This window comes from Streptomyces sp. NPDC059256 (genome assembly GCF_042753785.1).
GTDB lineage: Bacteria > Actinomycetota > Actinomycetes > Streptomycetales > Streptomycetaceae > Streptomyces.
The window spans coordinates 813901-821101 of sequence record NZ_JBHYZO010000002.1 but is presented as its reverse complement, the minus strand read 5'-3'; the positions used below and the strand labels follow the sequence as shown (position 1 = coordinate 821101).

At 67.7% G+C, this 7201-nt stretch carries 6 protein-coding genes, 1 tRNA gene and 1 pseudogene; 3 read left to right on the top strand and 5 right to left on the bottom strand.

All coding sequences use genetic code 11. The features are described 5' to 3' along the window. Positions 1 to 222 precede the first annotated feature (222 nt). Positions 223 to 594, bottom strand: a complete 372-nt coding sequence (locus tag ACFXJL_RS08065; RefSeq protein WP_384690295.1) for a winged helix-turn-helix domain-containing protein — start codon at positions 592 to 594, stop codon at positions 223 to 225. Between the two features lie 317 nt (positions 595 to 911). Between ACFXJL_RS08065 and ACFXJL_RS08060 the strand changes: the two genes are divergently transcribed. Together ACFXJL_RS08060 and ACFXJL_RS08055 are read left to right on the top strand one after the other, a co-directional pair. Then, positions 912 to 1268: a hypothetical protein gene (locus ACFXJL_RS08060; protein ID WP_384690292.1), complete on the top strand. Its 357-nt coding sequence runs from the start codon at positions 912 to 914 to the stop codon at positions 1266 to 1268. Between the two features lie 2 nt (positions 1269 to 1270). Beyond that, positions 1271 to 1708, top strand: a pseudogene (locus ACFXJL_RS08055) (plasmid transfer protein); the annotation flags it as partial. Here ACFXJL_RS08055 and ACFXJL_RS08050 read toward each other — a convergent pair. After that, the gene (locus ACFXJL_RS08050; RefSeq protein WP_384690289.1) at positions 1683 to 2090 is read right to left on the bottom strand and encodes a hypothetical protein; all 408 of its coding nucleotides are present in this window, start codon (positions 2088 to 2090) and stop codon (positions 1683 to 1685) included. The pseudogene ACFXJL_RS08055 and the gene ACFXJL_RS08050 sit on opposite strands and share 26 nt — an antisense overlap. A 253-nt stretch (positions 2091 to 2343) precedes the next feature. After that, positions 2344 to 2417 (bottom strand) — tRNA-Thr (locus tag ACFXJL_RS08045). Positions 2418 to 2656: 239 nt separating this feature from the next. Between ACFXJL_RS08045 and ACFXJL_RS08040 the strand changes: the two genes are divergently transcribed. Then, on the top strand, positions 2657 to 4183 hold the full coding sequence (locus tag ACFXJL_RS08040) for an MFS transporter (protein ID WP_384690286.1): 1527 nt from the start codon (positions 2657 to 2659) through the stop codon (positions 4181 to 4183). Between the two features lie 58 nt (positions 4184 to 4241). On the opposite strand, the gene ACFXJL_RS08035 is transcribed toward ACFXJL_RS08040, so the two are convergent. Together ACFXJL_RS08035 and ACFXJL_RS08030 are read right to left on the bottom strand one after the other, a co-directional pair. Then, positions 4242 to 5804 carry an alpha/beta hydrolase gene (locus ACFXJL_RS08035; protein WP_384690283.1) on the bottom strand — a complete coding sequence of 521 codons (1563 nt, stop codon included), beginning with the start codon at positions 5802 to 5804 and terminating at the stop codon, positions 4242 to 4244. Positions 5805 to 5955: 151 nt separating this feature from the next. Further along, positions 5956 to 7161, bottom strand: coding sequence for a DNA polymerase III subunit delta' (locus ACFXJL_RS08030; protein WP_358876617.1), 1206 nt, complete (start codon positions 7159 to 7161; stop codon positions 5956 to 5958). Positions 7162 to 7201 lie beyond the last annotated feature (40 nt).

Sequence of the window (7201 nt, the reverse complement as noted above, 5' to 3'; positions counted from 1 at the left end):
GCCCGTGAACGTCTCCACCCACACCGGCTCAGCCCGCAACACCCCACCCATACAGGCAAAATGCCCAGAACAGAGCCTTCTGCAACACCCTTTAGCTCCAGCCAGATATGTTCGGCCTTGCTCAGCCAGTCGACCGTACGGCCGTCGAGTCCAGCCAGGACTTCTTGCGACATACCGCGCCGCTGGCGATCTCAGGCGAATCGCCCGACGGGCACAGGTTGGTCACCGAGCTTGGCCTTGCTGCCGCACAAGATCCTCAAGTTGATCCAACCGCTCGGTGAGACGGCGCACATCCCGATGCATCTCCGACAGATACTCAGTGATCTGCTCGAACTCGGCGCTTCGCTTCGGCGAGGCACCCTCACCGGGCAGTGCGACAAAGCTGCCTTTGCCCTGGTGAGAACTCGCGTAGCCGTCCTCACGGAGCCGAGAGATCGCCTGCCGGGCCACAGTACGCGATACGCCGTGCTCGGTCATCAGCTTCGCCTCTGAGGGCAACCTGTCGCCCGGTTCGAGTTCCCCGTTTCGGATCTTGCGCTTGAACTCGTCGGCGATCTGCAAGTACGCGGCCCGCCCGGCGGTGAAGTCGGCCATAGCCCCTCTCAGTGGTTGTCATACCTAAGGGCTGTCCCGTAATCCCCGGCGGGCGCACGACGACAGCTACGGCACCTCGCCGCGTTGTCGAATCACCCAAATACATCCAGTATGAGGGCGACCCTCCGCCTTGCGATGCACCGCATCTGACGCCGTGCGCTGATCCACCGGGGGGATTACGGGACAGCCCTTAGTCCAGCACATCCCGCGCAAGGGAGTCGAGACCGACCACTTGACACAACAAGTGGTACGAGTTCATGCTCAACCCAGAGATGACGTACTAAGTACGTCAAGTAGTCGCATCTAGGAGCGCACTCATGCGTCAGATCCCCGTTGACACCTCCGCCGCCACCGTGACGGTCACCCAGCCTCCCCAGAAAAAGATCCACGACCGCCGCTCCGGCGAGATCGCCACCGACGCAGAGACCGGCGCCGACCTGATGACCGTGGACGTAATGTTCGCGCTCAACGGTGCGGTCGAGATCCTAACCGTGACCGTCCCCGAGCCGGGCATTACTGGTGAACTGACGATGGGCACGCCCCTCGCGCTGACCGGTCTGACCGCCCGGCCGTGGGAGAACGAGTTCAACGGCCAGAAGCGGCACGGCATCGCCTTCCGCGCGGTCGCCGTTACCTCGCTGACCGTCGGCGCCTCGCAGCCGAAGGCGGCCTGATTATGATCTGGTTAACGGTCGCTCTGGTGCTGGGCGTCGCCACTGCGGGTCTCCTGCGTTGGCGGCTCCCCACCTGGCACTGGCTCACCTTCGGTGCCACCCTGACGAGTCTTCGGGTTCTATTCCGCTACATAACTGTCATGGATGCCTGCGGGCTGACGGTCCCGCCCTCGTGCTGGCACCTCACACTGGCTCGGGCCACAAACCGACCGGTTCCTGGTCCCCGCGCCCGGCGCATCCTGCATCTGCAACTGACCGGGCTGGTGCTGCGGCTCAAGCTCCGCTCTGGTCAAGACGTGTTCGACGTAGCAGCCTCGTGTGACCGGCTGCGGCACTCGTTCACCATGTACGGCGTAACCTCGCGAGAACTGCGCTCCGGCGTCGTGGAAATGCAGGTGACCGGATACGACGTGCTCAAGCGGGTGCAGATACCGACCAAGGGTGTGCTGCAGCCGGACTGTCGCCGTTCAAGCTCGCGTACTTGCCGGCCTGCGCGGTGGCCATGACCAGATGTCCCAGCGACTCGACGCTGACGCGCACCAGCCGGTCGTCCACCCGGACGGGCCTCACAGCGTGGGGCGGGGCGGCACCCGGCGCCCGCTCGGCGGTCGCCTTCACGATGATGTCGGCCACCGCCTCCGGGGTGACCAGGTGGACGGCTTCCTCCTCGTCCATCCCGACCCGCTGCGCCATGGCGCCGACGAGGTGAGCGACGACCCCATGCACGGCGGCGGTCTCCACCTCGACTCCGCGGGTCAGCAGCACGGCGCTCGTCTGCGCGACCAGTGCCCTGAACGGGACGGTCTCCTGGGGATCTGCCACAGCCCCAGCCTACGAGGGGATCTTGGAGTGGTTCCACAAAATGATCCGATCCCGCCAGAGACTCGTCCGGGCCGCCCGGCTGCGATCCGGCGGGCTTCCGCGCACACTCCACCGCACACCGGCTGCGCAAATGCGCTCCCCTTGCGCCCCCTTGGACCGGGCGGCACGGAACGGGAGTCTCCGTCCGCCGGGTAATCACCCCGGCAAAGCGAAAAACCCCAGGTCACGGCGAGTGAGTCCTGGGGTTCTTCAGAGCCGCCTTCGGGATTCGAACCCGAGACCTACGCATTACGAGTGCGTTGCTCTGGCCAACTGAGCTAAGGCGGCAAGCTGCGGGATACCGGCTCTTGCGAGACACATTGGCATCAGCAGCGGTGACGAGTCTACAGGGTTGTTGTGAGTGCCCCGAACCACCCAGGGCTTCGGACGGGAGGCTCACTCGCCTCAATTCCACTTGCGCATGAGAGGGCAAAACGGGACATACTTTTACGAAGATCCATTCATCCCTTCGACCCGGTCATGCGCCTCCTCACGACCGTCGCACGGACACCCCCAGCCCTCTCCCGATGAAGCGAGGCACCATGGGCCGAGCCACCCAGCAGGCCGCCGCCGATGCTCCGTGGCAGCCCGGGCGGGAGCGGTGGGCGATGTTGGCGGTGTTGTGCGCCAGTCTGCTGCTGGTTGCGCTGGACGCCACCATCCTGAACGTCGCCCTGCCCTCGCTGATCGACGACCTCCAGCCCAGCGCCATCGAACAGCTGTGGATCATCGACATCTATGGGCTCGTCCTCGGCGGTCTGCTCGTCACCACCGGCGCGGTCAGTGACCGGTACGGCCGTAAGCGCCTCTTCCTCGGCGGGATCGTGATCTTCGGACTGGCGTCCGTCGTCGCCGCCACCGCCAGCAGCACCTGGCAGCTGATCGGGGGCCGGGTACTGCTCGGGGTGGGCGGGGCCATGGTCATGCCGTCCACGCTCTCCCTCATCCGGAACATCTTCACCAACGCCCGCGAGCGCGCCCGGGCCATCGGCATCTGGGCCGCCGTCGCAGGAGCCGGCGCGGCCCTGGGGCCGCTGATCGGCGGAGTGCTCGTGGAGGAGTACGGATGGGCCGCGGCCTTCTGGCTCAACGTTCCGGTCGTCATCGCCACCTTCGTCGCCGGCCTCTGGCTGCTTCCGGAGTTCAAGGACGCTGGGCATGCCCCGCTCGATGTGCCGAGCGCACTCCTCTCGGTCGTCGGTGTGGTGGGGCTGGCCTGGGGCATCAAACACATCGCCAAGGGCAGTCCGGGTGTCGTGGACATCGTCGTCCTGGCCGTCGGGGTGCTCGTCCTGGTGGTGTTCGCCCGTCGGCAGTTGGGACTGCCCGACCCGCTGCTGGACGTTCGGCTCTTCCGGAACCGAGCCTTCACCGCCGCGGCCCTGGTCATCCTGATGGCGATGCTCGCGATCGGGGCGGCCCTCTTCCTGATGTCGCTCTGGCTCCAGTACGTCCACGGCTACTCGCCTTCCCAGGCAGGGTTGCGCACGCTGCCCGCAGCGCTCGCCGTGCTCAGCGGATCGCTGCTGGCTCCCGTGTTGATGGACCGGCTGGGGGTCCGCGCCCTCATGACGCTGGGGCTCGGGGGTGTCGTCGCCGGGTTCCTGGTCCTGGCGCTCTCACCGGAGCCGACCAGTTACGGATACGTCGCCGTCGTCCTGGTGCTGCTGGGCCTCGGAGATGGACTCGCAATCACCACGGCGTCGTCCGTTCTCGTATCGGCCGTTCCCGCGGCCCGGGCCGGGCAGGCAGGGGCGGTTTCCGAGACCAGCTACGAACTCGGCGTCGGGCTGGGCGTGGCCCTGCTCGGGTCGATTCACGGGGCGGTCTACGCGGACCACATGGTCGGGCAGCCGGCGCAGGCCCGGGAGTCGATCGGTGGTGCGTTCGAGCTGGCTCAAGGTGGGGGCGGGCAGATCCTGGAGGTCGCACGGATCGCCTTCGACGACGCGTTGACCACGACGGCCTTCGTCTCGGCCGGGATCGTCGCCGTGGTCACCGTACTGGTGGCGTGGTTGGTGCCGCGGGGATTCACCGCCACGGCCGGGCACTGACCCCGCGCAACCCCTCAGGGGCCGACAGACGGCGGCAGGAGGCGGCAGGGGTGGTGGATCAGCGGCAGCGCTTGCCGTCCTGCGGCACCGTGCCCTTCAGGAGGTAGGCGTTGATGGCCGAGTCGATGCACTCGCTGCCCCGCCCGTACGCCGTGTGCCCGTCCCCGTCGTAGGTCAGCAGCCGACCCGACGCGAGCTGGTCGGCAAGTGCCTGAGCCCACTTGTAGGGGGTCGCCGGGTCCTTCGTCGTGCCGACCACCAGGATCGGGTCCGCGCCCTTGGCCTCGATGGGGTGCGGTGTGCCGGTGGCGGGGGTGGGCCAGTACGCGCAGTTCAGCGCCGCCCAGGCGAACCCTCGCCCGAACACCGGCGATGCCTTCTCGAAGTCGGGGAGCGCTTCCTCCACCTCCTGCGGCCGGCTGAAGGCGGGGGGCAGGTCCAGACAGTTCACAGCGGCGTTGGCGTACATCAGATTGGTGTACGAGCCGTCGCTCTCGCGCTCGTAGTAGCTGTCGGCGAGCGCCAACAGGCCGGCGCCGTCGCCCTCCATCGCGCTCGCCAGTCCCTCACGCAGCTGTGGCCAGGCGTTCTCGTCGTACATCGCCGTGAGCACACCGGTCGTGGCCAGCGACTCGCCGAGTTCACGGCTCTCGCCGGTGGGCACCGGGCGCGCATCCAGTTCGGCGAAGAACTCCTTGAGGCGGGCGGAGGCGTCCGCGACCGAGGTGCTGCCCAGCGGGCAGTCGGTCCGTGTCACACAGTCGGTCGCGAAGGAGCGGAAGGCGGTCTCGAACCCTGCGGTCTGATCACGGTTCACCTGACGGGCGGGCAGCGAGGGGTCGAGTGCGCCGTCGAGCACGAGGCGTCCGGCCCGGTCGGGGAAGAGTTCCGCGTACGTCGCCCCCAGGAAGGTTCCGTACGACGCTCCGACGTACGCGAGTTTCCGGTCGCCGAGTACTGCGCGCAGTACATCCATGTCACGCGCGGAATCCTCGGTGGAGACATGGGGCAGGACCGTGCCGGAGCGCTTCTCGCATCCGGCGGCGAATGCCTTGAAGGAGGTGGTGAGCCGATTGGTCTCGGCCGGGTCGTCCGGCGTCTGGTCCACCTGGGTGTAGGCGTCCATCTCCTTGCCCGTCAGGCATTCGACGGGCTCGCTGCGGGCGACCCCCCGCGGGTCGATGGCAACCATGTCGTAGCGGGCACGGACCTGGGCCGGATAGCCGATGCCCGCGTACGCCTGGAGGTATCCGATGGCGGACCCGCCGGGGCCACCGGGGTTGACCAGCAACGATCCGATCCGGGCGCCCGGCCCGGTGGCCTTCTTGCGGGCCACCGCGAGTTTGATGGACTCCCCCTCCGGCTTCTCGTAGTCGAGGGGCGCCTTCAGGGTGCTGCACTCGAATCCGGGGACCCCGCACTCCCGCCAGGCCAACTTCTGCGCGTAGTACGGCTTGAGCTCGGCGACAGGGGCGGCGCTCGTGCCTGAGCCCGAACCGCCGCCCTCGGGAGTGGATACCGAGGAACTGTTGGAAGGATCCGTTCCGGTGCAGCCCGACAACAGCAGGCCGGCTGCGGTCACGGCGAGGACTGAGCTGCGGAGCATGCGCCTTGGGTCCATCCCCGGAGCCTAGGCGACTGTGGGAAAAGTTGCCCATCCGTGCTCTTACGGGTGAATTCAACCGGTAGATGGATGCCTCTTCGTGCGACGAACAACCATCGGGACGTGGTGGAGCACAGCGTCGAACTGGTGCCGTGCCCTTCCGCTGTGGTCAACCCGCGCGCAGCGCCATCGCCATGGATTCGACGGCCAGCAGGGCGGCCACGTTCTTCTGGAGGGCGTCCCGGCAGGCGAACACCGCCTCGATCCGCCGCAGGGTGTTCTCCGGTGTGGAGGAACGGGCGATCCGCTCCAGGCCGTCCCGTACGTCCCCATTGGCGATGGCGACCTCCGAGCCCAGTTGGAGGGCGAGCACATCGCGGTAGAAGCTGGTGAGATCGCCGAGCGCAAGATCCAGGGTGTCCCGTTGGGTGCGGGTCCTACGGCTCTTCTGGTCTTTCTCCAGTTCCTTCATCACGCCCGCTGTCCCGCGCGGCATCCGACCGCCCTGTGCGGCACCGAGAGCGGCCTTCAACTCGTCGACCTCCTTGGTGTCGACCTCGTCCGCGACCTGCTTGGCATCGTCCTCGGCGGCATCGATCAGCTCCTGGGCGGCCTTGAGCGCGGCTCCGACGTCATCGACCCGCAGGGGCAGTTTGAGGATCGTGGCCCGACGGGCCCGGGCCCGCTCATCGGTGGCGAGCCGTCGGGCCCGGTCGATGTGCCCCTGGGTGGCACGAGCGGCGGCGGCGGCGACCTCGGGCTCGATGCCGTCCCGACGGATCAGCACATCGGCGACCGCGTCGACGGGGGGCGTACGCAGCATCAGATGACGGCACCGGGAACGAATCGTGGGCAGCACGTCCTCCAGCGACGGCGCGCACAGCAACCACACCGTACGGGGAGCGGGCTCCTCGACGGCCTTCAGCAGTACGTTGCCCGCGCCCTCGGTGAGTCGATCCGCGTTCTCCAGGATGATCACCTGCCAGCGGCCGACGGCCGGGGAGAGCTGAGCGCGACGGACCAGGTCCCTGGTCCCCTTGACACCGATCGACAGCAGGTCGGTGCGGACGACCTGGACATCCGTGTGCGTACCGATGAGGGCGGTGTGGCAGCCGTCACAGAATCCACAGCCCGGCACCCCGCCGAGGGCACGGTCGGGGCTGATGCACTGCAACGCCGCGGCGAAGGCACGGGCGGCCGTGGCCAATCCGGAGCCGGGGGGGCCGGTGAACAACCACGCATGCGTCATTGTGGAGGTGTCGGCGAGGGTTTCCCCACTGGCCTCGGCGGTGACGAGCGCATCGGCGTCACGGGCAGCGGCGCTGAGCTGCTTGTGCACCCGCTCCTGGCCGACGAGGTCATCCCAAACCGCCATCTGCCGGTCACCTGCCTTCTGTGCTGAGGGCTCCCATTGT